The organism is Azospirillum sp. Marseille-Q6669 (assembly GCF_965111635.1).
In genome coordinates this window covers 27,456-50,168 of record NZ_CBCOOP010000003.1, presented here as the reverse complement: position 1 = coordinate 50,168, position 22,713 = coordinate 27,456, and the positions used below count along the sequence as shown (strand labels likewise).

21 protein-coding genes and 1 pseudogene are annotated in these 22,713 nt (G+C 70.2%); 10 read left to right on the top strand and 12 right to left on the bottom strand.

The window, feature by feature from the left end; all coding sequences use genetic code 11:
- Positions 1–16: 16 nt before the first annotated feature.
- From ACWPXE_RS17610 to ACWPXE_RS17600, 3 genes are all read left to right on the top strand, one after another.
- Positions 17–1,126, top strand: coding sequence for a microcin C ABC transporter permease YejB (locus ACWPXE_RS17610; protein ID WP_114861849.1), 1,110 nt, complete (start codon positions 17–19; stop codon positions 1,124–1,126).
- 160 nt (positions 1,127–1,286) lie between these two features.
- The gene (locus ACWPXE_RS17605; protein ID WP_454018825.1) at positions 1,287–2,399 is read left to right on the top strand and encodes an ABC transporter permease; all 1,113 of its coding nucleotides are present in this window, start codon (positions 1,287–1,289) and stop codon (positions 2,397–2,399) included.
- A gap of 49 nt (positions 2,400–2,448) precedes the next feature.
- Positions 2,449–4,086 (top strand): ABC transporter ATP-binding protein, encoded by a 1,638-nt coding sequence (locus ACWPXE_RS17600; protein ID WP_454019380.1) that lies wholly within the window; start codon positions 2,449–2,451, stop codon positions 4,084–4,086.
- A gap of 145 nt (positions 4,087–4,231) precedes the next feature.
- Here ACWPXE_RS17600 and ACWPXE_RS17595 read toward each other — a convergent pair whose 3' ends face one another.
- Positions 4,232–4,870 carry a pseudouridine synthase gene (locus tag ACWPXE_RS17595; RefSeq protein ID WP_454018824.1) on the bottom strand — a complete coding sequence of 213 codons (639 nt, stop codon included), beginning with the start codon at positions 4,868–4,870 and terminating at the stop codon, positions 4,232–4,234.
- A 53-nt stretch (positions 4,871–4,923) separates the two neighbouring features.
- Here ACWPXE_RS17595 and ACWPXE_RS17590 point away from each other — a divergent pair, with 53 nt between their 5' ends.
- Positions 4,924–5,850 (top strand): 2-hydroxyacid dehydrogenase, encoded by a 927-nt coding sequence (locus ACWPXE_RS17590; RefSeq protein WP_454018823.1) that lies wholly within the window; start codon positions 4,924–4,926, stop codon positions 5,848–5,850.
- Positions 5,851–5,863: 13 nt separating this feature from the next.
- On the opposite strand, the gene ACWPXE_RS17585 is transcribed toward ACWPXE_RS17590, so the two are convergent.
- From ACWPXE_RS17585 to ACWPXE_RS17575, 3 genes are all read right to left on the bottom strand, one after another.
- Entirely contained in the window at positions 5,864–6,304 is a 441-nt protein-coding gene (locus tag ACWPXE_RS17585) for a MarR family transcriptional regulator (RefSeq protein ID WP_454018822.1), read from the bottom strand.
- 184 nt (positions 6,305–6,488) lie between these two features.
- Positions 6,489–7,511: a flagellar motor switch protein FliG gene (gene fliG / locus ACWPXE_RS17580; protein WP_014239388.1), complete on the bottom strand. Its 1,023-nt coding sequence runs from the start codon at positions 7,509–7,511 to the stop codon at positions 6,489–6,491.
- Between the two features lie 143 nt (positions 7,512–7,654).
- Positions 7,655–9,043 (bottom strand): leucyl aminopeptidase family protein, encoded by a 1,389-nt coding sequence (locus tag ACWPXE_RS17575; RefSeq protein ID WP_454018821.1) that lies wholly within the window; start codon positions 9,041–9,043, stop codon positions 7,655–7,657.
- Between the two features lie 151 nt (positions 9,044–9,194).
- On the opposite strand from ACWPXE_RS17575, the gene ACWPXE_RS17570 reads away from it, so the two are divergent.
- The gene (locus tag ACWPXE_RS17570; RefSeq protein ID WP_454018820.1) at positions 9,195–9,857 is read left to right on the top strand and encodes a glutathione S-transferase family protein; all 663 of its coding nucleotides are present in this window, start codon (positions 9,195–9,197) and stop codon (positions 9,855–9,857) included.
- Positions 9,858–9,876: 19 nt separating this feature from the next.
- On the opposite strand, the gene ACWPXE_RS17565 is transcribed toward ACWPXE_RS17570, so the two are convergent.
- The 3 genes from ACWPXE_RS17565 to ACWPXE_RS17555 form a co-directional block, all read right to left on the bottom strand.
- The gene (locus tag ACWPXE_RS17565) at positions 9,877–10,968 is read right to left on the bottom strand and encodes a TAXI family TRAP transporter solute-binding subunit (RefSeq protein WP_454018819.1); all 1,092 of its coding nucleotides are present in this window, start codon (positions 10,966–10,968) and stop codon (positions 9,877–9,879) included.
- Positions 10,969–11,087: 119 nt separating this feature from the next.
- Entirely contained in the window at positions 11,088–11,651 is a 564-nt protein-coding gene (locus tag ACWPXE_RS17560) for a HupE/UreJ family protein (protein WP_237904264.1), read from the bottom strand.
- A 108-nt stretch (positions 11,652–11,759) separates the two neighbouring features.
- Positions 11,760–12,275 (bottom strand): hypothetical protein, encoded by a 516-nt coding sequence (locus ACWPXE_RS17555; protein ID WP_454018818.1) that lies wholly within the window; start codon positions 12,273–12,275, stop codon positions 11,760–11,762.
- A 164-nt stretch (positions 12,276–12,439) separates the two neighbouring features.
- Between ACWPXE_RS17555 and ACWPXE_RS17550 the strand changes: the two are divergent.
- From ACWPXE_RS17550 to ACWPXE_RS17540, 3 genes and pseudogenes are all read left to right on the top strand, one after another.
- A pseudogene (locus ACWPXE_RS17550) lies at positions 12,440–12,688 on the top strand (Y-family DNA polymerase); the annotation flags it as partial.
- A 44-nt stretch (positions 12,689–12,732) separates the two neighbouring features.
- A complete protein-coding gene (locus tag ACWPXE_RS17545) occupies positions 12,733–14,046 on the top strand; it encodes a Y-family DNA polymerase (RefSeq protein WP_454018817.1) in 1,314 nt (437 codons plus the stop codon).
- A 10-nt stretch (positions 14,047–14,056) separates the two neighbouring features.
- Positions 14,057–17,230 (top strand): error-prone DNA polymerase, encoded by a 3,174-nt coding sequence (locus ACWPXE_RS17540; protein ID WP_454018816.1) that lies wholly within the window; start codon positions 14,057–14,059, stop codon positions 17,228–17,230.
- A gap of 21 nt (positions 17,231–17,251) precedes the next feature.
- Here ACWPXE_RS17540 and ACWPXE_RS17535 read toward each other — a convergent pair whose 3' ends face one another.
- Together ACWPXE_RS17535 and ACWPXE_RS17530 are read right to left on the bottom strand one after the other, a co-directional pair.
- Positions 17,252–17,830 carry a tyrosine phosphatase family protein gene (locus tag ACWPXE_RS17535; RefSeq protein WP_454018815.1) on the bottom strand — a complete coding sequence of 193 codons (579 nt, stop codon included), beginning with the start codon at positions 17,828–17,830 and terminating at the stop codon, positions 17,252–17,254.
- Positions 17,831–18,126: 296 nt separating this feature from the next.
- Positions 18,127–18,816 carry a tRNA-uridine aminocarboxypropyltransferase gene (locus ACWPXE_RS17530; RefSeq protein ID WP_454018814.1) on the bottom strand — a complete coding sequence of 230 codons (690 nt, stop codon included), beginning with the start codon at positions 18,814–18,816 and terminating at the stop codon, positions 18,127–18,129.
- A 263-nt stretch (positions 18,817–19,079) separates the two neighbouring features.
- Between ACWPXE_RS17530 and ACWPXE_RS17525 the strand changes: the two genes are divergently transcribed.
- Positions 19,080–19,250 (top strand): hypothetical protein, encoded by a 171-nt coding sequence (locus tag ACWPXE_RS17525; RefSeq protein ID WP_454018813.1) that lies wholly within the window; start codon positions 19,080–19,082, stop codon positions 19,248–19,250.
- 60 nt (positions 19,251–19,310) lie between these two features.
- Here ACWPXE_RS17525 and ACWPXE_RS17520 read toward each other — a convergent pair whose 3' ends face one another.
- The 3 genes from ACWPXE_RS17520 to ACWPXE_RS17510 all read right to left on the bottom strand — a co-directional run bounded on the left by ACWPXE_RS17520 (position 19,311) and on the right by ACWPXE_RS17510 (position 21,716).
- Complete coding sequence (locus ACWPXE_RS17520) at positions 19,311–20,114, bottom strand: ImuA family protein (RefSeq protein ID WP_454018812.1); 804 nt, start codon at positions 20,112–20,114, stop codon at positions 19,311–19,313.
- Positions 20,115–20,251: 137 nt separating this feature from the next.
- Positions 20,252–21,343, bottom strand: a complete 1,092-nt coding sequence (locus tag ACWPXE_RS17515; protein WP_454018811.1) for a TIM44-like domain-containing protein — start codon at positions 21,341–21,343, stop codon at positions 20,252–20,254.
- Positions 21,344–21,482: 139 nt separating this feature from the next.
- Positions 21,483–21,716 carry a hypothetical protein gene (locus ACWPXE_RS17510; RefSeq protein ID WP_454018810.1) on the bottom strand — a complete coding sequence of 78 codons (234 nt, stop codon included), beginning with the start codon at positions 21,714–21,716 and terminating at the stop codon, positions 21,483–21,485.
- 483 nt (positions 21,717–22,199) lie between these two features.
- Here ACWPXE_RS17510 and ACWPXE_RS17505 point away from each other — a divergent pair, with 483 nt between their 5' ends.
- A complete protein-coding gene (locus ACWPXE_RS17505; protein ID WP_454018809.1) occupies positions 22,200–22,625 on the top strand; it encodes a DUF4112 domain-containing protein in 426 nt (141 codons plus the stop codon).
- Positions 22,626–22,713: the final 88 nt, after the last annotated feature.

Sequence of the window (22,713 nt, the reverse complement as noted above, 5' to 3'; positions counted from 1 at the left end):
AAGGCGAACCCGCGCGATGCTGGCCTACATCATCCGCCGTCTGCTGCTGATCATCCCGACGCTGTTCGGGATCATGGTCATCAATTTCCTGATCGTGCAGATCGCCCCCGGCGGTCCCATCGAGCAGATGATCGCCCGCGTCCAGGGCACCGCGGTGGAGGCGACCGCCCGCATCGGCGGCACCGGCGGCGGCGAGACCGGCGGCCCGGCGGCGCAGCAGGCCCAGGGCGGCGACACCGGCAGCCGTTACCGCGGCGCCCAGGGGCTGGACCCGGAGTTCATCAAGCAGCTTGAGAAGGAATTCGGCTTCGACAAGCCGCTGCACGAGCGCTTCATCCACATGATGTCGAACTACCTGATGTTCGACTTCGGCAAAAGCTACTTCCGCGACCGCAGCGTCGTCGATCTGGTGATCGAGAAGATGCCGGTGTCGATCTCGCTGGGCATCTGGACGACGCTGATCGTCTATCTGGTGTCGATCCCGCTGGGCATCGCCAAGGCGGTGCGCGACGGCCAGCCCTTCGACGTCTGGACCTCCGGCGTGGTCATCGTCGGCTACGCCATCCCCAGCTTCCTGTTCGCCGTGCTGCTGATCGTCGTCTTCGCCGGTGGGCGCTATTTCGACCTGTTCCCGCTGAGGGGGCTGGTGTCGGACAACTGGGCGAGCCTGCCTTGGTGGCAACAGATCCTCGACTATGCGTGGCACATGGTGCTGCCGGTGCTGTCCATGGTGATCGGCGGCTTCGCCGGGCTGACCATGCTGACCAAGAACTCCTTCCTGGAGGAGATCAACAAGCAGTATGTCGTGACCGCCCGCGCCAAGGGCCTGGCGGAGCGGCGGGTGCTCTACGGCCACATCTTCCGCAACGCCATGCTGATCGTCATCGCCGGCTTCCCCGGCGCCTTCATCGGCATCCTGTTCACCGGCGCCCTGCTGATTGAGGTGATCTTCTCGCTGGACGGGCTGGGGCTGCTGGGCTTCGAGGCGGCGATCAACCGCGACTATCCGGTGATGTTCGGCACGCTGTACTTCTTCACGCTGCTGGGGCTCATCATGAACCTCGTCGGCGACGTGACCTACGTCGCCGTCGATCCCCGCATCGACTTCGAAGCGCGGAGGGTGTGATGAACATGCATCCGTTTCTGGCGCTTGCCCCCTCTCCCCTCTGGGGAGAGGGTTGGGGTGAGGGGGTTGCGCTTGTGCCGGACGCACCGCCACGCGCAACCCCCTCACCCTCCCCTCTCCCCAGAGGGGTGAGGGCAAACGCCTGTCAGGAGGGTCATGCATGACCGGCGACCGCTTCCTCGGCATGCACGTGACGCCGCTCACCCGGCGGCGGCTGGCGAATTTCCGGGCGAACCGGCGGGGCTTCTGGTCCTTCTGGATCTTCCTGGTGCTGTTCACCCTGTCGCTGGGCGCGGAGTTCATCGCCAACGACCGTCCGTTGCTCATCAAATACGACAACGCGCTGTATTGGCCCGTCTTCACCGCCTATCCGGAAACCACCTTCGGCGGCGAGTTCGAGACGGAGACCGATTACCGCGACCCCTATGTGCGCCAGCTGATCGAGGAGAAGGGCTGGATCGTCTGGCCGCCGATCCCCTACGGCTACCGCACCATCAACTACAACCTGCCGGTCCCCGCCCCGGCCCCGCCGTCCGCCGACAACTGGCTGGGCACCGACGACCAGGGGCGCGACGTGACGGCGCGGCTGATCTACGGCTTCCGCATCTCCGTGCTGTTCGGGCTGGTGCTGACCGCCTTCTCGTCCGTCGTCGGCATCATGGCGGGGGCGGTCCAGGGCTATTTCGGCGGCATCACCGACCTGCTGTTCCAACGCTTCATCGAGATCTGGCAGGGCCTGCCCACCCTGTTCCTGCTCATCATCCTGTCCAGCGTGGTGACGCCGAACTTCTGGTGGCTTCTCGGGCTGCTGCTGCTGTTCTCCTGGACCTCGCTGGTCCATGTGGTGCGGGCGGAGTTCCTGCGGGCGCGCAACTTCGACTATGTGCGCGCCGCCCGCGCGCTGGGCGCCACCGACGCGACGATCATGGTGCGCCACGTGCTGCCCAACGCCATGGTGGCGACGCTGACCTTCCTGCCCTTCATCCTGAACGGGTCCATCACCACGCTGACAGCGCTCGACTTCCTGGGCTTCGGCCTGCCGCCCGGCTCCCCCTCGCTGGGCGAACTGCTGGCCCAGGGCAAGGCCAACCTCCAGGCGCCCTGGCTGGGCCTGACCGCCTTCTTCGTGCTGGCGATCATGCTGAGCCTGCTGATCTTCATCGGCGAGGCGGTGCGCGACGCCTTCGACCCGCGCAAGACCATCGGCCAGCTCTCCACCGCCACCGGAACCGCCAACGAGGCGGCCGCCGTGGCGCAGAAGGCCGCGGAATGATGCCCCCCACGACCACCACCCCAAGAAGGCGGAACCGCCCATGACCGACATGACGACCAATGGGACCGACGATCTCCTCCAGGTCCGCAACCTCCATGTCGAGTTCCGCTCGGGCGGCGGGGCGATGCACGCGGTGAAGGGTGTATCCTTCGACATCGCCAAGGGGGAGACCCTGGCGCTGGTCGGCGAGTCCGGGTCGGGCAAGTCGGTCACCGCCCTGTCGATCCTGCAACTGCTGCCCTACCCCATGGCGCGCCATCCGCATGGCTCCATCCGCTTCCGCGGGACCGAGCTGGTGGGGGCGGAGGAGAAGGTGCTGCGCGACGTGCGCGGCGACCGCATCGCCATGATCTTCCAGGAGCCGATGACCTCGCTGAACCCGCTGCACAGCATCGAGCGGCAGATCAACGAGACGTTGTTCCTGCACAAGGGCCTGTCCCGCGCCGCCGCGCGCAAGCGCACGCTGGAGCTGCTGCGGCTGGTCGGGCTGCCCAACCCGGAAAAGCGGCTGAACGCCTACCCGCACGAGCTGTCGGGCGGCCAGCGCCAGCGCGTGATGATCGCCATGGCGCTCGCCAACGAGCCCGACCTGCTGATCGCCGACGAGCCGACCACCGCGCTGGACGTCACCATCCAGGCACAGATCCTGGAGCTGCTGAAGGACCTCCAGCGCCGCTTCGGCATGGCGCTGCTGCTCATCACCCATGACCTGGGCGTGGTGCGTAAGATGGCCGACCGGGTCTGCGTGATGAACCAGGGGGAGATCGTCGAGCAGGCCGACGTCGCCGACATCTTCGCCCGCCCGCAACACCCCTACACGCGCAAGCTCCTGGCCGCGGAGCCGAAGGGCGACCCGCTGACCCCGCCCGCCGACGCGCCGGAGATCATGGCCGCCGACAACCTCAAGGTCTGGTTCCCGATCAAGAAGGGCCTGCTGCGCCGCACCGTCGATCACGTCCGCGCCGTGGACGGCGTGTCGGTCAACGTGCGGCAGGGGCACACGGTCGGGGTGGTCGGCGAGTCCGGTTCCGGCAAGACGACTCTGGGCCTCGCCCTGCTGCGCCTGCACGCCAGCGAGGGGGCGATCCGCTTCGACGGCAAGGACATCCAGGGCTGGCAGGCGAAGAAGCTGCGCGGTTTGCGCCGGGAGATGCAGGTGGTCTTCCAGGACCCCTACGGCAGCCTGTCGCCCCGCCTGTCGGTCGGCCAGATCATCGGCGAGGGTCTGACGATCCACCGCATCGGCTCCGGCGCCGAACGCGACGCGATGGTGGCCAAGGCGCTGGAGGAGGTGGGGCTCGACCCGTCCAGCCGCCACCGCTACCCGCACGAGTTCTCCGGCGGCCAGCGCCAGCGCATCGCCATCGCCCGCGCCCTGGTGCTGAAGCCGAAGTTCGTGGTGCTGGACGAGCCGACCAGCGCGCTCGACATGTCGGTGCAGGCGCAGATCGTCGACCTGCTGCGCGACATCCAGGCGCGCAACAACCTCGCCTACCTGTTCATCAGCCACGACCTGCGGGTGGTGCGGGCGCTCAGCAGCCACGTCATCGTCATGAAGGACGGCAAGGTGGTGGAGCAGGGACCCACCCGCCGCATCTTCGAGGAGCCGCGGGAGGAGTACACCCGCGCCCTGCTCGCCGCCGCGCTGAACCTGGAAGCCGTCAAGTCCGACGCCGTGCGGATGTAGCGTCGCCGCGTTCGCTATCCCCTCTCCCCCCTGGGGAGAGGGTTAGGGTGAGGGGGTTGCGCGTGTCGGTACGTCCGGCAAAAGCGCAACCCCCTCACCGGCCCTTCGGGCCACCCTCTCCCCAGAGGGGAGAGGGCTATGAGGGTCAAGTGCGATTGCCTTGGCTCCGCAGGCGCTTCGCCTTCGTGGCGTTGGGCGGCGCCTTCGGCCGATGCGGCGATGCCTTCGGGGAGTCCCGCCCCGGCACCGTCAGCTCGCGCCATTGGCCAGGCGCCAGATCGTCCAGCGTCCAGTCGCCGATGGACCAGCGGATCAGCCGCAGGGTCGGGAAGCCGACCGCGGCGGTCATGCGGCGCACCTGACGGTTCCGCCCCTCCTTCAGGGTCAGGGCGATCCAGCTTGTCGGGATGGCGGCGCGGAAGCGCACGGGCGGGTCGCGCGGCCACAGGCCGTCCGGCTCCTCCATCCGGCGGGCCTCGGCGGGCAGAGTCGGCCCGTCGTTGAGCGTCACCCCGTCGCACAGGCGCTGCAACGCCTCCTCGGTCGGGACGCCTTCCACCTGCACCCAGTAGGTCTTGGGCAGCTTGTGCTTGGGCGAGGCGATGCGGGCGATCAGCGCGCCGTCGTCGCTCAGCGCCAGCAGCCCCTCGCTGTCGCGATCCAGCCGCCCGGCGGCGTAGACTCCCTTCACCGGCACATGGTCGGCCAGCGTCGGACGCCCCTGCTCATCAGTGAATTGCGGCAGCACGCCATAGGGCTTGTTCAGCAGGATCAGACGGGGCACGGTTGGCTCGGAAGGGTTCGACGACGAACAATAACATTACAGGGGTTTGCACCGTGACGCTGCTTTTCTGCTCCACCACCGACCGGTCCGACCGCTGGCTGAGCGAGCTGGATGCCCGCCTGCCCGGCCTGGAGGTGCGGGTGTGGCCCGAGATGGGGGACCCGGCGGACATCGAGATGGCGCTGGTGTGGAAGCCGCCGCACGGGCTGCTCGCCACCCTGCCGAACCTGAAGCTGATCGTGTCGCTGGGCGCCGGGGTGGAATCGCTGCTGCTCGACCCCACCCTGCCCGAGGTGCCGCTGGTCCGCATGGTGTCGGAGGGGCTGACGGTGGACATGGCCGGCTATGTGGCGCTGCAGGTGCTGCGCTGGCACCGGCTCCTCGACGAGTACAAGGCGCTCCAGCAGGCCGGGCGGTGGGAGCCGCTGGACCCCTGCCCGGCGTCGGAGGTGAACGTCGGCATCCTGGGCATGGGCGAGCTGGGCATGGCCTCGGCCAAGACGCTGCTGAGCATGGACTACCGTGTACTGGGCTGGAGCCGGACGCCGAAGACGCTGCCGGGGGTGGAGAGCTTTTCCGGACCCGACGGGCTGGCGGCGATGCTCGGGCAATGCAACCTGCTGGTCTGCCTGCTGCCGCTGACGGCGGAGACGCGCGGCCTGCTGAACCGCAAGCTGTTCGCCGCCCTGCCCAAGGGGGCGGTGGTCGTCAACGCCGCGCGCGGCGGCCATCTGGTGGAGGACGATCTGCTGGCGGCACTGGAGAGCGGGCACATCGCCGGGGCCAGCCTGGACGTGTTCGCGGAGGAGCCGCTGCCCGTCGGCCATCCCTTCTGGACCCACCCGAAGGTGCATGTGACGCCGCACGTCGCCGCCGTCACCCACCCGTCGCGCTCCGCCGCGGTGGTGGCCGAAGCGATCACCGCCTTCCGTGAGGGGCGCCCTCTGCCGAACCTCGTGGACCGCAGCCAGGGCTACTGAAAACGGCAGCCGGTCAGGCGGGCACCGCCACAGGATTGGAGGCGCTCAACTGCGCCTCCAGCCGCGCCTTGGCGGAGGCCGCCACCTCCTCCTCAGCGCGGATGACCGCCATGTCCTCTGGCGCCACGGCGCCCGCAGCGACGACCAGTTCGGCGAAGTCGGACAGGAAGACGCTGCCCTTCACGGTGCGCTGGACGAGCACACTGCGCTTGTCCTCGACGTCGCGCTTGCGCTTGATGAAGCCGAGCAGCGACAGCCGGTCAAGCGCGCGGGTCACCGCGGGCTTGGAGATGTTCAGCGTCGCCGCCAGACCGCGCACGGTGTGCGGCGGATCGGTCAGATAGACCTGGAGCATGATGGCCATCTGCCGCGCCGACAGGTCCGGCCCGTCCTGCCGGACGCTGGCGATCAGAGCCGTCCGCCACAGGCCGAGCGCTTTCAGGTTCCGTGCCATGATTTCCCCCCGCGTACCGCGTCCCTTGCCCCGAAGGCCCCCGCATTCGGAACGCGCGGCGAAGGAGTGTCCCCCAACCCGGCCCGGACAGGCAAGCGTTTCGCAACCGGATCGATCGGTCAGGGTGTCGCGGGAGCGGGCAAGTCCGCGAAGCGGGAGGGTGGGGGCCTCGTCGGGAGCCCGCTCAGTAGATCAACTCGTTCTCGCCGCTGCCTTCGGAGATGACGATTTCGCCGCGGGCGGCCAGATCCTTGGCGAGCTGGACCATGTACATCTGGGATTCGTCCACCTCGCGGACGCGGACCGGCCCCATGGCGGCCATGTCCTCGCGCAGGATCTTCGCCGCGCGTTCGGACATGTTGGAGAAGAACAGGTCTTTCAGCGTCTCCGACGCACCCTTCAAGGCGGTGGCGAGCTTCTGCTTGTCGACGCTGCGCAGCAGGGCCTGGACGCCCGAGGGGTCGAGCTTGGACAGGTCCTCGAAGGTGAACATCAGCGACTTGATGCGCTCGGCGCTGTCGCGGTTGCGTTCCTCCAGGGCGGCCATGAAGCGGTGCTCGGTCGTGCGGTCCAGGCCGTTGAAGATTTCCGCCAGCATCTCGTGGCTGTCGCGGCGGCTGGTGCGGGCGAGGTTGGTCATGAACTCGGTGCGCAGCGTGCGCTCCACGTCGTCCAGAACCTCCTTCTGCACGGCCTCCATGCGCAGCATGCGCATGATGACCTCCATCGCGAAGCTCTCCGGCAACTGGGTCAGCACGCGGCCGGCGTGTTCCGGGCGGATCTTCGACAGCACCACCGCCACGGTCTGCGGGTATTCGTTCTTCAGGTAGTTGGACAGGACCGATTCGTTGACGTTGGCCAGCTTGTCCCACATGGTGCGGCCGGCCGGACCGCGGATCTCCTCCATGATGGAGTCGACCTTGTCCTTGGGCAGCGTCTTCAGCAGCAGGCGTTCGGTGGAGTCGAAAGAGCCGACCAGCGAGCCGGTGGCCGACATCTGCTCCGCGAATTCGACGAACAGGCGCTCGATCAGGTTGGCGGAGACGGTGCCGAGGTTCGCCATCACCTGCGACAGCTCCTTGATCTCCTCGTCGTCCATCATCGCGAACAGCTTGGACGAATGCTCCTCGCCCAGCGCCAGCATCAGGATGGCCGCCTTCTCCGGACCGGTGAGGGTGCGATAATCCTCACGAACCTTCAGCGCCATGTATCCGCCTCCAAAAACCCGGCCGGCACCCGAGTCCACCGGTCCTACCCGAAGGTTTTAGTCCTTTCCGAATCGGCACGCCACCCCCGCGACGCCCGCGGGGGTGACAATTTTAACCATATGCCGCTTGTTGAACCGCTCTGTCACCCGAACCGCTTGGCGATAACGGCATAGGCCGCGCGCAGGCCCAGCGCCTCGCCGCCTTCCGGGCGTCCGGGGCGGGCGCCGCTGTTCCAGGCGAAGGTGTCGAGATGCGCCCAGGGCGTGTCCTTCGACACGAACTCCTGAAGGAACAGCCCGGCGGTGATCGCCCCGGCCATGCCGTTGCTGGTCACGTTGTTGAGGTCGGCGACCTTGCTGTCCAGCCCCTTGCGGTAGGGCGCCCACAGCGGCAGGCGCCACAGCGGGTCGCTCTGCTCCTCCCCGGCGGCCAGCAGGTCGTTGGCGAGATCGTCGTCGTTGGCGAACAGCGCCGGCAGGTCCGGCCCCAGCGCGACGCGGGCGGCCCCGGTCAGGGTGGCAAAATCGATCAGCAGGGCGGGCTTCTCCGAATCCGCCTCGGCCAGCGCGTCGCACAGGATCAGCCGGCCCTCGGCGTCGGTGTTGCCGACCTCCACGCTCAGGCCCTTGCGCGTCTTCAGCACGTCCATCGGTTTGAAGGCGTTGCCGGAGATCACGTTCTCCACCGCCGGGATCAGAACGCGCAGCCGCACCGGCAGCCCCGCCATCATCACCATGCGGCCCAGCGCCAGCGCGTGCGCCGCCCCGCCCATGTCCTTCTTCATCAGCAGCATGCCCGACGACGGCTTGATGTCCAGCCCGCCGCTGTCGAAGCAGACGCCCTTGCCGACGATGGTCACCTTCGGGTGCGTCGGGTTGCCCCAGCGCAGATCGATCAGCCGCGGCGCGCGCGGGCTGGCCCGGCCCACCGCATGGATGGCCGGATAATCGCGGTCAAGCAGACCGTCGCCGACGATGACGTCCAGCCCCGCCTCGAACTCCGACGCCAGCGCGGCGGCGGCGGCAGCCAGCTCCGCCGGGCCGAGGTCGTTGGCCGGCGTGTTGACGAGGTCACGCAGCAGATAGGTCGCGGTGGCGGTGCGCTGCACCTCGCCCTGGTCGGCGTGCTTGGGCCAGACGAGGTTGGCGAAGGACTTCTCCGACGCCTTGTAGCGCCCGAAGCGGTAGCTGCCGAGCGCCCAGCCCAGCGCCAGACGGGTGGCGGCGCGGCGGTCGAGCGCGGCGTCCACCGCCTCGTCCAGCTGGTAGTTCCCCGGCGGCAGGCCAGCGGGCAGCCCGGCGAGGCCCCACAGGTCATCCAACGCCGACACGCCGGCCAGCACGCGGGCGACCGCTCCGCCCTCCCCTGGCAGGAACGCGGTGGAACCGGCCTCCCCCGTAAAGTTCACAGCCTTGACCCAGGCCGCGGTGGCGGGCGGCTGACCCTCCAGCCACGTGGCGAGGCCGGCCTTGTTCAGCGGGGTGATGGTCACGGTGCCGGGGCCGGCCGTGGCGAGCAGGGTGGCGAGCAAGGCGGGCGTCCTTCGTCAGGAAACGGAAACAGTGATGGAAAGCATGGCGCGCCGGAGCGCCCCTGAAAAGGGGGATTGCGTGCCGGCTTGCCGCAAGGTCGCAGGACAGGCATGCTCCGCCACCCTCTTCCTTCGCGACCGAGGCGCATCCATGGACGACCTGACGCTGGTCATCGGCAACAAGGCCTTCTCCTCCTGGTCCCTGCGGCCCTGGCTGGCGCTGAAGCGGACCGGCCGGCCCTTCCGCGAGATCGTCATCCCGCTGCGCCAGCCCGGCACCGCGGCCCGCATCGCGGAGCATTCGCCCTCCGGCCGGGTGCCCTGTCTGCGGCACGGCGACCGGGTGATCTGGGACTCGCTGGCGATCTGCGAGTATCTGGCGGAGTCCTTCCCCGAGGCTGCCCTCTGGCCGGCGGACGTCCACGCCCGCGCGGTGGCGCGGTCGGTCTCGGCGGAGATGCATTCGGGCTTCGCCGCCCTGCGCAACTTCATGTCCATGGACCTCAAGGCCTTCCGCCCCGGCGTGGGCCGCAACGCCGAAAGCGAGGCCGACATCGCCCGCGTCTTCGCCCTGTGGCACGACGCGCGGTCCCGCTTCGGGGCGGGCGGCCCCTTCCTGTTCGGCGGCTTCTCCATCGCCGACGCCATGTACGCGCCGGTGGTGACGCGCCTCCTCACCTACGGGGTGGAGATGGACGGGCTGTGCGGCGACTACGCGCGGGCGGTGATGGAGCTGCCGGCCATGGCGGAATGGGTGGCCGCCGCCAAGGCGGAGCCCTGGGACCTCTACGCGGACGAGCGCGACCCCCAATAGGACCCGGAATAGGACGACGTCAGGGCGTCGCCCCGCCGGTCGGTTCGTTGGCGGCGTTGCCGATCAGCCCGACCTCGCGGTAGTAGCGCTCGGCGCCCGGGTGCAGCGGGACGGAGACGTTGGCGACCGCCTTGGTGGCGTCGAAGCTGCGCCCCTTGGGGTGGCCCTCGATCAGCAGGCGGCGGGTGTTCTCGTGCCACAGCGCCTTGGTGACGCCGTGGATCAGGGTGGGGTCGCGATCGGCGCGGACCAGCAGCTCCGCCCCCACCCCCAGCGTGTGGATCTCCGGGACGCCGGGGTAGGTGTCGGCGGGGATGGTCTGGTCCATGTAGAAGCGCTGGCGGATTCGCAGCCCGTCGGCGACCTCGCCGTCGAGCGGGATCAGGCGGATCGGCTCGCGGTTCGCCACGTCGGTGACCGCCGCCACCGGAAAGCCGCCGACCATGAAGAAGGCGTCCAGCTCCTTCTTGGCCAGCCGGTCCGCCGCGGTGCCGGGCTTCAGGTAGGCCGGGGGCCGCAGCTCCGCCTCCTTCACGCCGAAGGCGTCGAGGATCGCCCGCGCCTCCACCAGCACGCCGGAGCCCTCCTCCCCCAGCGAGACGGCCTTGCCCTTGAGGTCGGCCACGCCGTGAAGGTCGCTGTCGGCGCGCACGACGAGCTGGATCGCCTCCGCGTAGAGCATACCGATGGAGCGCAGCCCCTCGAAGGGCGCCTTGCCGTGGAAGATGCCGGAGCCGGTGTAGGCCCAATAGGCGATGTCGGCCTGGGACATCCCGGCCTCGACCGCGCCGGAGCGCAGCAGCTCAATGTTCTCCACCGAGCCGAGCGTCGCCTGCGCCACCGCGATCAGACCCGGCACGCCGCAGCTTCCCCCGCGGTCGCAGGGGCGCGAGCCGGGCGGATTGGAGATGGCGTTGGCGATCAGCCCGCCGATCGGGAAATAGGTGCCCGACGTGGTGCCCGTGCCAATCCGGAAATAGCGGATGTCCTGCGCCTCGGCACCCCGCGGCAGCAGGCCGAGCAGAGCGGCCCCCGCGACACCGGCCAGGAGATGGCGGCGGCTGGGAAGACCTTGGGAGGAAAGGCGGGGGTTGGCTCCTGCGCGCAGCACCGGCGGGTCCACCTTTCCTGCTGGCCAGCCGTCCCGGCGGCATTGGGCCATCGGCGGCGTGTGTTGGACACGCTCTTACAAGAATACCCGCAGCCGGGCTTTTTCAAGGCGTCGGGGGCTTAAAAGACGCCCGCCAGATCAAGAACCCCGGCGAGTGCTACCGCGCCGCCACACATTTGCACGACTCGGCCCGACGCCGCCTGCCCCACCGCCACCGACAGGCCCAGCCCGGCGCCGATGACCAGCAGCACGCCGGACGACAGCCCGGCCCAGAACAGCGGCCCACCCATATGCACATAGCCGTGGAAGGCCCCCGCCGCAGCGACCGTCAGCACACCCAGGGCCAACGGAGCCTTCAGCCCGAGGGCGACCAGTCCGCCCATCAGGATCAGCGACGCCGACAGCCCTTCCGCGGCGTAGGGCAAACGGATGCCGATCTGCGCGGCCAGCCCGGCGGCCAGCACCGCGGTCAGCGCCGCCACCGGAAGCTGCCAGACCGAAGGGCCGCCGTTCTGCCCGCTCCACAGCCCGATGGCGAGGAAGCCCAGCAAATGCTGGAGCACCCACACCGGTTCGGTCAGGCCGGTGCCGAACGGCCCGGTCACCGTCATCCGCGCCAGCGCGGGCGCGGCACCGGCGCCGATCAATGCGAGCGCCAGAAGAACCGACCGGATCGCCACCATTCCCTACCCCTTTTCCCCAACGTCTCTTGCGCAGCACCGGGCCGGTATGGCCGCTGCGCGGGGTGGGGTCAAGTGACCAGGGTGGCGGGCTTCAAGAACCGGGGATGATCAGTAGCCCAGGGGGCCGGGGCCGTACTGGCGGAGGTCCTGCTGCTTGCGGAGCAGGTCGCGCTGCTGCAGCGGGTCGAGCCGGCCCATGGCGTCCTCGGTGCGCAGCCGGTCGACCTCCGGGCTCATCAGGTCGCGCTTGGCGCGGTCGGTCAGCCCCTGGGTCGAGCCCGGCGCCGGCAGGGCGGGGGTGGCCGGCTGGTCGATGGGCGGCGGCGGCGGGGACGAGCTGCCGCGGCGGCGCACCGGCGGCGGCTGGTTGGGCGCCTGCGAGGCGTCGGAGAGCTTTTGCGTCGGGGCGGGCGGAGGTTGCGGCGCGGGGGCCGGGCGGGCGTTCTCCTCCGCCTGGATCTGGCGCAGCGTCTTCAGCCCACCGCTCTGCGCGGACACCGGCGGGGCCGCCTGGGCCCGTCCCGGCATCTCGTCGTGCACCTCCGTCGCGCAGGCCCCCAGCGCAAGAGCGACGAGCGCGACGGCGACGGGCAGGAAAGCGGCGGTGGGGCGGAGCGGTGTCATACCAACCATGTCGTGTCCCGCGGAGACGGGACAAGGCCCTGCCGGCGATCCCCCTTCTTGGTGAGGCCGTAAGGGGACTCCCAACCGCCGGCTTTTGCCGCTAGAATGTTCTTGTTTTGTTCGAGACAGGGCGATTGGCGCGACAAGCTGTGAAAGGAGGGGGCATGGTGGAACGGGAGACCGAACGGACGGCGCGGCGCATCCTGTCCCTGTGGCTGCCGCGGCTGCCCACCGACGCCCACAGCCGCCGCCATCCGGAGCGGCGCGACCATCCCCTGGCCGCCATCCTGGCCGAGCGCGGGCGGCTGGGCGTGGCCGCCGTCAACCGCGCGGCGGCGGAGGCCGGGGTGCATCCCGGCATGAGTCTGGCCGACGCCCGCGCCATCGAACCCGCCCTGGCCGTCTTCGACGCCGAGCCCGAGTCGGACGCCCGCCTGCTGGAGCGGATCGCCGGCTGGTGCACGCGCTACACCCCTGGACCACCCCGGACGGGCCGGACGGGGTGGCGCTGGACATCACCGGCTGCGCCCATCTGTTCGGCGGCGAGGAGGCCATGGCCGCCGACCTGTCCGCCCGCCTGGGTGCGGCAGGCTTCGAGTCGCGGCTGGCGGTGGCGGACACCCCCGCGGCGGCCTGGGCGCTGGCGCGGTTCGGGAGGGAGGCCCCCACCTTAACTCCCCCGCTGGGCGGGGAGGGATCTTGCCCTCCCCGCCCAGCGGGGAGGGGGACCCGCGAGCGGGAGGGTGGGGGCAACCGGGCAGACACCCTCCCTCTCCCCCTCCCCGTCGCCGCGCTGCGTCTGCCCGCCGCCACGGTGGACGGTCTGGCCGCGGTGGGGCTGCGGCGGATCGGGGACCTGCATGCCCTCCCCCGCGCCACGCTGGCCGCCCGCTTCGGGCCGGAGTTGCTGCGGCGGCTCGACCAAGCCTACGGGCGGCTGGACGAGCCGCTGTCCCCCCGCCTGCCGGTGCCGCCGCACAGCGTCCGCCTCGCCCTGCCCGAGCCGATCACCACCGCCGAGGCCATCGCCGAGGCGCTGCGCCGCCTGCTGGCCGCCCTCTGCGCCGGGCTGGAGAAAACCGGCGAGGGCGCCCGCCGGCTGCGGCTGGAGCTGCACCGGGTGGACCGCCGGCTGGAGGACGCGCCCCAGACGTTGGCCATCGGCACCGGCCACCCGGTGCGCCGCCCGGACGCGCTGATGCGGCTGTTCGCCCAGAAGCTCGACCGGGTGGAGCCCGGCCCCGGCCTGGAGCTGATGGTGCTGTCGGCCACCGAGGCCGGCCCGCTCGCCGCCGCACAGGCCGCGCTGGATGGCGGTACGGACGGGCAGCCGGAACTGGGCGAGCTGATGGACCGGCTGGGCAACCGGCTGGGGGAGCGGGCGGTGCTGCGGCTGGTCCCGCGGCAAAGCTGGCTGCCGGAGCGCAGCGTGGCCCCCGCCTCGGCCTTCGCGGATGCCTCCGGCGGTGCGCTGTGGCCCGCCGACCGCCCGCGTCCGGTGCGGCTGCTCGCCCCGCCGGAGCCCATCGAGGCCATGGCCCTGCTTCCCGACGACCCGCCGGTGATGTTCCGCTGGCGCGGCGCCCGGCACCGCATCCGCCGCGCCGACGGGCCGGAGCGGATCGCGGCCGAATGGTGGCGGCGCGACGGCGAGCCCCGCGACTATTACCGCGTCGAGGACGAGGCCGGGCGCCGCTTCTGGGTCTTCCGCCAGGGGCTGTACCGGCCCGGCGTGGCGGCGCTGTGGTTCCTGCACGGCTTCTTCGGGTGACGGGGCCGCCATGACCCCCTACGCCGAACTTCAGGTCTCGACCAGCTTCACCTTCCTGGAGGGCGCGTCCCACCCGGACGAGCTGGCGCTGACCGCCGCCGGCCTCGGTCACGCCGCCGTGGCGGTGACCGACCGCAACTCGCTGGCCGGGGTGGTGCAGGCGCACGCCGCCGCCCGCAAGCACGGCCTCCGTCTGATCGTCGGCTGCCGGCTCGACCTCACCGACGCGGACAGCCTGCTCGCCTACCCCACCGACCGGGCGGCCTACGCGCGGCTGTCGCGGCTGCTGACGCTGGGCAAGCGGCGGGCGCCCAAGGGGGCCTGCTTCATCGGCCGCGCCGACGTGCTGGAGCATGCGGAGGGGATGCTGTTCCTGCTGGTGCCGCCGGACCGGCGCGACCCCGCCTTCGTCCACGCGCTGCGCGGCTGGCGCAACGATCTGGGGGATCGTCTGCACCTCGCCGCCAGCCACCGCTACCGCGGCGACGACCAGCGGCGGCTGTCCTGGCTGGCCGGGCTGGCCGAGGCGGAGCGGGTGCCGCTGGTCGCCACCAACGACGTGCTCTACCACACGCCCGCCCGCCGCCCGCTGGCCGACGTGATGACCTGCATCCGCAGCGGCACGACCATCGACGAGGCGGGCTGGCGCCTGTCCGCCAACGCCGAGCGGCACCTCAAGGCCGGGGTGGAGATGGCCCGCCTGTTCCAACGCCACCCCGACGCCGTCGCCCGCACGGTGGAGATCGCCGCCGCCTGCCGCTTCTCGCTGGAGGAGCTGCGCTACGAATACCCGGACGAAGTGGCGGAGAACGGGCGCAGCCCGCAGGAGACGCTGACCGACCTGACCTGGGCCGGGGCGGTCCAGCGCTACCCGGACGGCGTGCCGGAGACGGTGGCGCAGACCCTGCACCGCGAATTGGCGCTGATCGGGCAACTCGATTACGCGCCCTATTTCCTGACGGTGTACGACATCGTGCGCCACGCCCGCTCGCAGGACATCCTCTGCCAAGGGCGCGGCTCGGCGGCCAATTCAGCGGTCTGCTACTGCCTCGGCATCACGGAGGTCGATCCCGCCACCACCAAGTTGCTGTTCGAGCGCTTCATCTCCTCGGCCCGCAACGAGCCGCCGGACATCGACGTGGATTTCGAGCATGAGCGGCGCGAGGAGGTCATCCAGTACATCTATCGGAAATACGGGCGTGAGCGGGCCGGGTTGACCGCCACCGTCATCCGCTACCGCGCCCGCGGCGCCATCCGCGAGGTCGGCAAGGCCATGGGCCTGTCCGCCGATCTGGTGGCGCGGCTGTCCTCCTCCGTCTGGGGCTGGAGCCGCCACGGCGTGGACGAGGAGCGCGCCCGACAATACGGCTTCGACCCCGACGACCCGCGGCTCCGCCAGACGCTGGAGCTGGCGCAGGAGCTGATCGGCTTCCCCCGCCACCTGTCGCAGCATGTGGGCGGCTTCGTCATCACCCGCGGCCCCCTGAGCGACCTCTGCCCCATCGCCAACGCCGCCATGAAGGACCGCACGACCATCGAGTGGGACAAGGACGACATCGACGCGCTGGGCATCCTGAAGGTGGACGTGCTGGCGCTGGGGATGCTGACCTGCCTGCACCGCGGCTTCGATTTGCTGAAGCAGCATTGTGACAGTGACCTGACGCTGGCGACGGTGCCGCAGGGGGACCCGGCGACCTACGACATGCTGTGCCGGGCCGACAGCCTGGGCGTCTTCCAGGTGGAAAGCCGAGCGCAGATGTCCATGCTGCCCCGCCTGCGGCCCAAGAAGTTCTACGATCTGGTGATCCAGGTCGCCATCGTGCGCCCCGGTCCGATCCAGGGCGACATGGTCCACCCCTACCTGCGCCGCCGCAACAAGGAGGAATTGGTTACATACCCATCCCCCGACCTTGAGGCGGTGCTGAAAAGGACGCTGGGCGTGCCGCTGTTCCAGGAACAGGCGATGCAGATCGCCATCGTCGGCGCCGGCTTCAGCGCGGAGGACGCCGACCGGCTGCGCCGCGCCATGGCGACCTTCCGCAAGACCGGAGAGGTCCAGCTTTTCCGCGACCGGTTCATCGAGGGTATGGTCGGGAAAGGCTACGACCGCGCCTTCGCCGAGCGCTGCTTCCAGCAAATCGAGGGGTTCGGCGAATACGGCTTCCCCGAGAGCCACGCGGCGAGCTTCGCCCTGCTGGCCTATGTGTCGGCCTGGATGAAGTGCCATCACCCGGACGTGTTCGCCGCGGCGCTGCTGAACAGCCAGCCCATGGGTTTCTACGCCCCCGCCCAGATCATCCGCGACGCCCGTGAGCATGGGGTGACCGTGCTGCCCCCGGACATCAACCGGTCGGATTGGGATTGCACGTTGGAACCCCTGTCACCCTCTCCCGGGACGGGAGAGGGAATAAGGCATGCCCTGCGCCTCGGCCTGCGGCTGGTCCGGGGAATGGACGAGGAGGACGCGCATCAACTCGTGCTGTGCCGCGGGGCGGGCTACCGCGATCCCTACGACCTATGGCGCCGCGCGCGCATGCCGGTCGCCGGGCTGGAGCGGCTGGCCAAGGCCGACACCTTCCGCTCCGTCGGGCTGGACCGGCGGGCCGCGCTGTGGGCGGTGAAGGCGCTGGGGGCGCAGCCGCTGCCGCTGTTCGCCGGCCTCGCCGACTCCGCCCAGGACGAGCCGCAGGCCCTCCTTCCGGCCATGGCGCTGGGCGAGCATGTGGTGATGGACTACGGCAGCCTGTGCCTGTCGCTGAAGGCGCACCCCATGGCGCTGCTGCGCGATGGCTTCACCGGAGTGGCCCCGGCCGAACGGCTGGGCAAGGTGCGGGCCGGCACGCGGCTGACCGTGGCGGGGCTGGCGCTGGTCCGGCAGCGGCCGGGCAGCGCCGAGGGCGTGGTCTTCATCACGCTGGAGGACGAGACCGGCATCGCCAACCTCGTCATCATGCCGGACGTGTTCGAGACATTCCGCAAGACGATCATCGGCGCCCGCTTGATCGCCGCCACCGGCCGGGTGGAGCGCAGCGGCAAGCCCAACGACGAGGGCGGCGAGGTCATCCACCTGCGCGTCGCGCGGCTGACCGACCTGACGCACCGGCTGCGCGACCTGACCGACCCCGAGGCGCTGCCCAACCGCTCCGCCGCCACGGTCTTCCCGGAGGGGCGGAACTTCCGCTGAGAAGCGGTTGGAAAGGAATGGTCAGTCGATCAGGTCCGCGACCTCGCGGACCCGGCCGTTGTCGATCATGAACTGGACCAGATCGGGACGCTCCCGGCCATAGCTCCGGTGGCGGGCGCGGACGGCGGCGACCAGTTCGCCCCGGCGCTCCAGGATCTCGTCGGCGAATTCGATCATGCGCAGGTTGGGCCACGCCTTGTGGCGGATGCCGACCACGGCGGCCATCGCCTCGGCGGCGGGACGGTCCGGGCTGGCCTGGGCCAGGATCATGGTCAGGGCGGCGGTCGAGCGCGAAATGCCGGCGTGGCAATGGACCAGCAGCCCGCCCACTCCGGTCAGCTCGGTCATCAGGTCGCGCCCGAAGGCCAGGATGCGCTCGACGTCGGCGCGCTGCGGCAGGGACTGGCCCATGTAAGGGTCGATGATGTCGTGGAAGCGCAGTTCCAGCCGCTTGTGCTCGCCGTAGGAGCCGAAGGCGGTCGGCTCCGGGTGGCCGGGGTCGAGGATCGACAGGACGTGGGTCACGCCGGCCTCGCAGAAGCCGTTCAGCTCCTCGATGCCGCAGACGGTCAGTCCGAAGGGAACGAAATCGCGAGCCATGGTCCTCGTCTCTTGCCGTGCGCGCGGAGGGCGGCGCGGTTCGCATGTGGCGCCGCCGGTCCGTGCCGTCAAGCCGATCAGAGGTCCAATCAGAGGACGTTGAACAGATACAGCAGAAGAATGATCGGAATGGGAATCCCGACAAGCCACAGCAAAACGCCCTTCATGGATCGCTCCCTTGGTTGAGGCCCGAGCGGCCGATGCAATCCCCAACAGCGCAACAGCGCATTGGTTGCCACGGCCGCCCTGGTCGAGGGGGGCTTACCCGGAAAGGGCGATCCCGGAAGAGGTGCGGATTATTCCGGCCCGTCCTGATCCGGAGCGGGCTCTGCCGCCTCCGCGCGGGGGAGCGGAACGGGGCGTGGGCGCGGCGCGCGCAGCTTCTTCAGAAGCAGGGCGAAAGGCTTCAGCGCGCGGTCGAGGACCGCCGGCTCGGCCTCCAGCCGCGACAGCAGGAAGGCGGCGGCCTCCAGGGTCGACACGCTGTCGCGCCGCGGCTCCTTGCGAGCCTGCCCGTAGAGGGAGCGGAACTTCGGGTTCAGCACGATGCGCCGGCACTTCAGGAGCCACGGATTGCGCCACCACAGCGTCTTGGCCTGGCTCCAGGTGCCGTCCAGGACGATGACACCCTCCAGGTCGGCCAGAACCAGATCGCTGTCCTTCTGCGGGACGCCGCCCTTGTCCACCACGGACACCTCCGGCAGAGGGGCCGCACCCTGCTTGACCGGGCCGAGATAGAGCACGCCCCAGCGCTTGTAATCGACCTCGCGTCCGAGGATGCGCTTCAGGTTCGACCAGCTCAGCCCCACCTTCAGCGCGGAGTTCTTGAACTGGAGATGGGTGATCTGCGCGGTGCCCAGCGTTTCGCGCTTTTCCTGCGGGTGCTGGAGGATGAGCAGGAAGACGGCGTTGTCGATCGGCTCCACCGCCTCGCAAACGCACAAATGCATAGGTTTTAGGCAGGTGGGGCAGGATTCGGCGTGCATGGTCGGTCTCGGAGAAGGAACATCCGCGGAAAAAGCGGGAGGCGGGGACTATGGGCTTCCCACCCGAAAAAAGGAACGGGCCTCAAAAAGAAACGGGGTCCGAAAAGAAACCGGGCGCATTAAAGTTTGCATAACGCGTGATCTGCATCACTTAGAGGCCTGGACCTTGCATGATAGCGTCCAGACACACAGGACGGGTTGGGCCGAGGGCGGCCGACAGGACCGCTCCCCGGGCTCTCCCGACGCTCAGAAGGAGGCTTGCCATGCTGCCCGCTCATTTGGCCGCCCGCTTGCTGGAGCAACGCCGGGCTCAGGAATCGGCGGAATTCGCCCGGCAACTGCCGCTCTACGCGGACGACGCGCCCTTTCCGCCCGACGCCGATCCGGATGGCGAGACCGGGCAACCCCTGCCCGACTGGGCCACCAACTACTGACAGGAAAACGACGGGTGGCTGTCGCGTAGGCGACATCACCGTCCGTCCCTCCCGTCCGCATCACGCCACCTCGGCCCAGGACGGTCCGTGTCCGCCCACCGGAACCGGACGCCGAACCGGGGTGGATGCGGGCGCGGGAACGGCCCGCTCCGGTGCTTGCGCCGGGACCAGGGCACCGTCACGCCATTCCACAAGCCACGCCCCCGGGCGACCGCCCCGGCAGCGCTCCAGTTCCGCGCGCCAGCGCGGATCGCCCACGCCCGGCTCCGCCGTCCAACTGGGCGCCGGCGCGATCCGCCAGCGGGTGACCGCCGCGCTCGCCGCCGAGCGGCGGGCGGTGCTCTGCAACAGGAATCCCGTCACACCCGACGACTCGGCGGCCAGTTGAAGCCGGCGGCTCGCCGTCAGGTCCAGCCCACCGACCTCCCCCAGCACGGCGGACAGCCGCCTGCAGCGCAGCGCCTCCTCCATCGCCCACAGGGCGTCGGCGTCGCGGGTCGCGCGCACGGCGATCAGCCGGTCCGGCGTCAGCCCATAGGCGGCCAGCCCGGCGGCGTGCAGGTCGCGCCCGCGCACGACCCACAGCGCGGGCGCCGCCGCGCTGGCGAGGCGGGCCAGCAGATGCGCGGCGAAGGCCGTGCCGGCCCCCGGCTCCTCCCCCGCCACCTCGTGCAGGCAGCCGAGCGGCAGACCGCCCGCCGGAAAGGCTCCGTCGAGATCCGGCAGGCCGAAGGGCAGCACCCGCGCGCCTTCCCCGCCCAGCCCTTCCAGGCCCCGGATGCGGGCGCGCAGATCGGCCAGAACCGCCGCCCGGTCCGGCGGGGGCGCTTCGATGCAGGACCCAGGCACAGGAAGTTCGGGCATGACTCGCTTCCGCTGAGCAGGTATTTGTTCCTGATAGGTTCTATCATGCCCCATCCGCCCAGGGGAGTCCGGAAATGCAAAAGGGGGCGGCCTTTCGGACGCCCCCCTCGCGAGACCGGTTGAGGAGTGGAGAGTGGTCAGCCGGCCTGTTGGATCGCCGACAGGACCCAGCGCCCGCCGCGCGGACGGGTGAAGGTCCAGATTTCCGTGGCCTCGACCGAACGGTTCGGGTCGCCCTCGACCACACGGTTGCTCGCGCGGTCCACCGTCACGTCGGTCAGCGAGAAGCGCATCGCCACGGTGGCGTATTCCGCGTTGCCCTCGCGCCACGCCTCGGCCAGGTCGCCCTGGAGCAGGCGGACGTCGGACAGGCGGTTGACCACGCCGCGGTTGTGGTTGGCCGCCAGTTCCTCGGTGAAGTAGGAGGCCATCTCCGGCGTCACGGCGTTGCGCAGGGCCGTCAGGTCCTCGTTGCCGTAGGCGGTCTGGACCGCGACCAGCGTCTGCTCGAACGCCTGATAGTCGGCCGGAGCGATGCCCAGGTCGTCACGGCGCACGCCAGGACGGCCGGACGAAGCCGGACCCGCCGCCGCACCACCGCGAGCGCCACCACCCAGCGGGTTCGAGCGCGCGTCCACCGCCTCGCGGTTCATCGCACCGGGGTTCATGGCGCCCGGATTCGGACCGGCATAGGCGGCGTTGGAAGCGCCCATGCCCGCCGGCCGCGCCGCGCCCGCCGAACGGTTGCGGAAGAAGCGCATGGCCAGACGGACCAGGAAGACGACCAGCAGGATCTGGAGGATGAAGCCCAGGATGCCCGCGAAGCTGCCCAGCCCATCGAGGAAGCCGCCGCCGAACAGCATGCCAGCGATGCCGGCGCCGATCAGGCCGCCCATCAGGGCCGGCATGAAGCCGCCGCGCGAGAAGAAGCCGCCGCGCTGCGCCGCCGCCGGCGACGCCATGCCCGGCTGCTGCATACCCGGCTGCTGGGCGCCCGGGGTCTGGGCCGGGGCCGCCGACCGCTCCATCGGGGCGGCGCGCGGCGCGGTGTTGGTCTGGGCCGGCGCCTCGTAGGTGCGCGAGCCGCGGCTGCCCGCGGAACTGCTCTTGCCGGCGCGGGCGTCGGCGGTGCCGGCGGTCAGCGCCACGGCCAGCGCCAGAGCGACGGCGCCGAAGGCGCGGGCCGGAGTGCGGGAAACGGTGCGGGGGGATCGCGTGTTCTGGGTCATGGCCGTGTTCGGTAAAGCCCTCGTTTCGGGGGACGCTCACTCATGTAGCGTCCTCCTATATGGTATGGCAGCCCTGCTGTTTTAGAGGGGGCCGCAACCAAACCGGCCAAAAAATGCGCAGGCCGCCCGTTGCGCCCGATCAGGCGGAGGCGCGCTCCCACACCGTTTCCACCCTATGGAAAGTTCCCGCACCGGCCGGAACGACCGGCGGCAGCGGCGCGGGCAGCCGCTCCGCCGCTTGCAGCGCTGCCCAGACGCGGCGGCGCACCTCGATCTGGCGACGGCAATCGCGCGAGCAGTAGAGCGGCGCCGGGCCGCGCGGCGAGCTGCGGCGGAACGGCTGTCCGCAGCAGGCGCAATAAAGTGTGGTCATGGTGATCCTCCCTGCTTTTTTCCGATGACTGGTGCCCCGCCCATCACCCTGTGGAGCGGGCGCCCGTTCGGTTCTTTTCGGTCTAAAGTCTCGATCTGCGCGCACCATTGTTGTGCCTAAGGACGTCCCAGACCAGAGATGCCTTCGGCATATGGCCGCTCGAAACCCCGGCGATTCCGGAAAAATCGTCGGAACAACAATCGCTTGGCTTCCCACAAATCCAGATCGCGCGTCCATTCGCCGCACCCGGTCGTCACCCCCCTCTCCGTTCGGACGATGACCCTGCGTCCGCCCGACCATCCGTATGACGATGGCCCCGCCCAGACCGTGAGCGCGTCCGTGGTGCCGGGCACCCGATGGAGATAGGCCGGGAACCGCCGGGCACAGCCGCGGGTTGCTCCCCCGTCACGCCCGACCGGCTCCGCCCACGGCTTCATCCACCGGCGGCTCCCCACGGCGGCTCTCCTGCTCCGGTGAAGCCCCATGAGCGACATCCGCACACGCCCCGCGCCCGCTACCAGCCTCTCGGGCGTCGCCACGGCGGCGCCGGTCATCTCCATCGACCTGGAACGGCTGGAACGGCTGCGCCGGCTGACCCGGCTGATGGACACGCGCTGGCGCGTTCCCGGCACCCGTATTCCCTTCGGGCTGGACGGCATCGCCGCGCTGGTCCCGGTCGCTGGCAGCACGGCGACCACCGTGGTGGCCGCCTACATCATCATGGAAGCCGCCCGCTTCGACCTGCCGAAGAGCCTGATCGCCCGCATGGTCGCCAACATGGCGGTGGACTGGGCCGGCGGCTCGGTCCCGGTGGTCGGCGCCCTCTTCGACATCGGCTTCAAGGCCAACCGCCGCAACCTGAACCTGTTGCTGGAGCATCTGGAGAACCGGCTGGCCGCACCCAACTGACGGACCGGCCAGACGGGCGGGCGTTCACGGCCGGGCGTTCGAACGCTTGACTTGTGTCAAAGCGGTGGAAGGCGGTCTGCACGATCCT

Bases quoted from the DNA above. Each gene is read 5' to 3' on its own strand.
- ACWPXE_RS17610 (WP_114861849.1), top strand. From the start codon at position 17: ATGCTGGCCTACATCATCCGCCGTCTGCTGCTGATCATCCCGACGCTG.
- ACWPXE_RS17605 (WP_454018825.1), top strand. From the start codon at position 1,287: ATGACCGGCGACCGCTTCCTCGGCATGCACGTGACGCCGCTCACCCGG.
- ACWPXE_RS17600 (WP_454019380.1), top strand. From the start codon at position 2,449: ATGACGACCAATGGGACCGACGATCTCCTCCAGGTCCGCAACCTCCAT.
- ACWPXE_RS17585 (WP_454018822.1), bottom strand. From the start codon at position 6,304: ATGGCACGGAACCTGAAAGCGCTCGGCCTGTGGCGGACGGCTCTGATC.
- fliG (WP_014239388.1), bottom strand. From the start codon at position 7,511: ATGGCGCTGAAGGTTCGTGAGGATTATCGCACCCTCACCGGTCCGGAG.
- ACWPXE_RS17570 (WP_454018820.1), top strand. From the start codon at position 9,195: ATGGACGACCTGACGCTGGTCATCGGCAACAAGGCCTTCTCCTCCTGG.
- ACWPXE_RS17560 (WP_237904264.1), bottom strand. From the start codon at position 11,651: ATGGTGGCGATCCGGTCGGTTCTTCTGGCGCTCGCATTGATCGGCGCC.
- ACWPXE_RS17555 (WP_454018818.1), bottom strand. From the start codon at position 12,275: ATGACACCGCTCCGCCCCACCGCCGCTTTCCTGCCCGTCGCCGTCGCG.
- ACWPXE_RS17540 (WP_454018816.1), top strand. From the start codon at position 14,057: ATGACCCCCTACGCCGAACTTCAGGTCTCGACCAGCTTCACCTTCCTG.
- ACWPXE_RS17535 (WP_454018815.1), bottom strand. From the start codon at position 17,830: ATGGCTCGCGATTTCGTTCCCTTCGGACTGACCGTCTGCGGCATCGAG.
- ACWPXE_RS17530 (WP_454018814.1), bottom strand. From the start codon at position 18,816: ATGCACGCCGAATCCTGCCCCACCTGCCTAAAACCTATGCATTTGTGC.
- ACWPXE_RS17525 (WP_454018813.1), top strand. From the start codon at position 19,080: ATGCTGCCCGCTCATTTGGCCGCCCGCTTGCTGGAGCAACGCCGGGCT.
- ACWPXE_RS17520 (WP_454018812.1), bottom strand. From the start codon at position 20,114: ATGCCCGAACTTCCTGTGCCTGGGTCCTGCATCGAAGCGCCCCCGCCG.
- ACWPXE_RS17515 (WP_454018811.1), bottom strand. From the start codon at position 21,343: ATGACCCAGAACACGCGATCCCCCCGCACCGTTTCCCGCACTCCGGCC.
- ACWPXE_RS17510 (WP_454018810.1), bottom strand. From the start codon at position 21,716: ATGACCACACTTTATTGCGCCTGCTGCGGACAGCCGTTCCGCCGCAGC.
- ACWPXE_RS17505 (WP_454018809.1), top strand. From the start codon at position 22,200: ATGAGCGACATCCGCACACGCCCCGCGCCCGCTACCAGCCTCTCGGGC.